2 protein-coding genes and 1 pseudogene are annotated in these 3,330 nt (G+C 67.0%); all 3 read left to right on the top strand.

Going from position 1 to position 3,330, the window contains the following annotated elements; genetic code table 11:
- Window positions 1-640 (top strand): annotated as a pseudogene (locus tag ACE3UY_RS09835) (phosphoglucomutase, alpha-D-glucose phosphate-specific); the annotation flags it as partial.
- Window positions 641-788: 148 nt separating this feature from the next.
- On the top strand, window positions 789-1,571 hold the full coding sequence (locus ACE3UY_RS09830) for an SDR family NAD(P)-dependent oxidoreductase (RefSeq protein WP_374687363.1): 783 nt from the start codon (window positions 789-791) through the stop codon (window positions 1,569-1,571).
- 164 nt (window positions 1,572-1,735) lie between these two features.
- A partial coding sequence (locus tag ACE3UY_RS09825; RefSeq protein WP_374687362.1) for a hypothetical protein occupies window positions 1,736-3,330 on the top strand: 1,595 nt, incomplete at its 3' end.

The following is a 3,330-nucleotide window of genomic DNA, read 5'->3' as shown; positions in this document are numbered from 1 at the left end:
GCCGGCGTGGCGCGCCGACGCGGCCGTGGGCAAGACCCTCGTCTCCAGCTCGATGATCGACCGCGTGACGGCCCATCTCGGCCGGCGGCTGGCCGAGGTGCCGGTCGGCTTCAAGTACTTCGTCGATGGGCTGCTGAGCGGCGACTACGGCTTCGGCGGCGAGGAGAGCGCCGGCGCGTCCTTTCTGCGGCGCGACGGCTCCGTCTGGACGACGGACAAAGACGGCTTCATTATGGATCTCCTGGCAACCGAGATTATGGCCCGCACCGGTCGCGACCCGGCCGAGCATTACCGCGCTTTGACGGAGCAGTTCGGCGACCCGGTCTACCAGCGCGCCGATACGCCGGTGACGCCTGAGCGCAAGGCAGTGCTGAGCGACCTATCGCCCGACCTGGTGCGCGCCGACACCCTGGCCGGCGAGCCGATCACGGCCAAGCTGACGCGCGCCCCGGCCAACAACGCGCCCATCGGCGGGCTGAAGGTCGTGACCGAGAACGGCTGGTTCGCCGCCCGTCCCAGCGGCACGGAGAACATCTACAAGGTCTATGCCGAGAGCTTCAAGGGACTCGACCATTTGCGGCAAATTCAGGCCGAGGCGGGGACGATCATCGACGACGCCTTCGAGGCCGCTGGGGTATAAGAGGAGGAATCCGCAGATTCTCGGAACCTCACGCAAAGATCGCTAAGTGCGCCAAGGACGCAAAGATAAGTTTTACTTGGCGTTCTTTGCGCCCTTCGCGATCTTTGCCTGAGGTTCTTAATCCTTCAACTCAGGCAGAGTAACGCAAGTGAGCGAGTCGTTTATCGCGCGGTATGGGCCTTGGGCGCTGGTCACCGGCGCGTCGTCGGGCATCGGCCGGGAGTTCGCCCGGCAACTCGCGGCGCGCGGGCTGAACGTGCTGCTTGTCGCCCGAAGGGCGGAGCGGCTGGCCGAGCTGGCCGAGGAGTTGACAGGGCTGGGTGTCGCGGCGCGCCCCGTCCCCGTTGACCTGTGCTTCGACGGCTTCCTCGACTCCATTCGCGCCGCCGCGGCCGGCCTGGAGGTCGGCCTGCTGGTCAATAGCGCCGGCTTCAGCCTGACCGGCCCCTTCCTCGACATGGATCGCGACGACATGGCGCGCCTGTTGAACCTCAACTGCCGCGCGCCGATGGCGCTGACCCGCGAGTTCGGCCCGGCCATGCGGGCGCGGCGGCGCGGCGGGGTTGTGTTCGTGAGCTCCGTCACCGGCTTCGTCGCCACGCCGCAGTGGAGTCTCTACGCGGCCACCAAGGCGTTCGACCTGCTGCTGGGCGAGGGACTGGCCGCCGAACTGCGCGCCGACGGCGTAGATGTGCTGACGCTGGCCCCCGGCACGACGCGCACCGAATTCCAGGACGTGGCCGGCATCGACGACTTTATGGGCATGGAGGCCGCGGACGTGGTGGCCCACGCGCTGGGGCGGCTGGGGCGGGCGGACGTGGCCGTGCCGGGCTGGTTCTATCGCGGCGGCATCTTCGCCACGCGCTTTTTGCCACGTGGGGTCAATCGGGCCGTGTTCGGCCGGCTGCTGGCGGCGATGCGCAAAGAGTAATCCACAGATTACGCAGATGAAGAAAAGAGGAACACAGAGGGACACAGAGAGTACACGGAGAGACACAGAGAAAGAGGTGTTCTTCCTCTGTGGAACTCTGTGTCCGCTCTCTGCGGAACTCTGTGTCGCTCTTCAGGCATTGATCAGGTGGGAGACGAAACTGAGTGAGTAAAGGCGACGCCGGGAAGGGGAAACCGAATGAATTCGGTTACTACGAACGGTGGGCGTGGCTCTTTCCGGTAGTCGTGGTGTTGGTCGCCTGCCTGGCGGCGTGGCCGGCGCTGTCACAGCCGGGGCTGCTCAACACGCGCGGCGGCGGCGACAGTCCCTTCCTACTGCAACGCCTGCACCAACTGACGACGGCGCTGGCCGATGGGCACTTCCCCGTCCGCTGGATGCCCGACGCCAACTACGGCTACGGCTACCCGTTCTACAACTACTACGCGCCCCTCTCCATCTACGTCGCCGCCGTCTTTCGCTTCGCCGGCTTCAGCTTCGTGCGCGCTATTCACCTGGCGCAACTGGCCGGCTTCGTCGTGGCCGGGCTGGGCGCATTCCACCTGGGGCGGCGCTGGCTGGTATCGCCCTGGGCTGGACTGCTGGCCGCCGTCGCCTACACCGTCGCCCCGTTCCACCTGGTCAACGTCTACGTCCGCGGCGACTCGCTGGCCGAGTTTTGGGCGATGGCGTTCTACCCGCTGGTCTTGCTGGCCGCCGATGGGTTGCTGGGCGACGGCCGACCGCTGACGGCGGACGGACGACGGGTCTCAGGCCGCCGCGTCGCGCGCCCACTGGCCCTCTTCGCCCTGGCCTATGCCGGCCTCATCCTCAGTCACAATATCTCGGCGCTCATCTTCTCGCCGTTTCTGTTGTTGTATCTGGGAATGCGTCTTTGGCAGCGGGGGAGCAGGGGAGCGGGGGAGCAGGGGAGAGAAGAACGTTCTCCCCCGCTCCCCCGCTCCCCCGCGCCCCTGCTCCTCCTCGCGCTAGCGCTCGCCTTCGCCCTCTCCGCCTGGTTCTTCATCCCCGCCCTGGCCGAGCAGGCGTTGGCGCAGTTGGGGCCGGTGACGGAGGGGTACTTCCACTACAGCAACCACTTCCGCGGCCTCGACCTAGTACAGGGAAGACTTCTCTTCGATTACAATCCCGATGGTGGCATTGCTTTTCGTCTCGGTCTAGCGCAAATGGGCCTCGCCATCGGCGGGGCAGTCACGCTTTTCATCAGTTATCGGCGGTCGGTGGTCGGCGGTCGGCCGTCGCTTCACCTGTGGTATATACTCGTGGGCGCGCTTATTGCCCTCTTCATGATCACCCCTCTCTCCCGCTTCCTGTGGGAACACCTGCCGCTGCTGTCGTTCACACAGTTTCCGTGGCGCTTCCTGTCTGTGGCGTCGTTCTTTCTGGCGCTGCTGACGGGCGGGCTGGCGCGGCTGCCGGGCCGGCCGGCCGCGCCGCTGGTCGCCGGGCTGGGCAGTCTCGTCCTGATCGCCGGCGGGCTGCTCGGCCTGCGCGTCGACCACCTCATCCTGACCGACGCCGACGTGACCGCCGAGCGGCTGGCCCAGTACGAGTGGTTCACCGGCAACATCGGCACGACGGTCAGCGCCGAGTACCTGACTCCGGCCGCCCAACCCCGCCCCTGGACGAGCGCCTGGCTCAATACCGGCGAGCGCGACCGCGCCGTCGCCCTGGCGGGCGAACTGCACGGGGCGGAACTGCTGGAGCGGGGAGCCGTCCGGCAGGTGTGGGCGCTGGACAT

Source organism: Promineifilum sp. (SeqCode), assembly GCF_041918635.1.
GTDB lineage: Bacteria > Chloroflexota > Anaerolineae > Promineifilales > Promineifilaceae > Promineifilum.
This window is presented reverse-complemented; position numbering and strand designations above follow the sequence as displayed.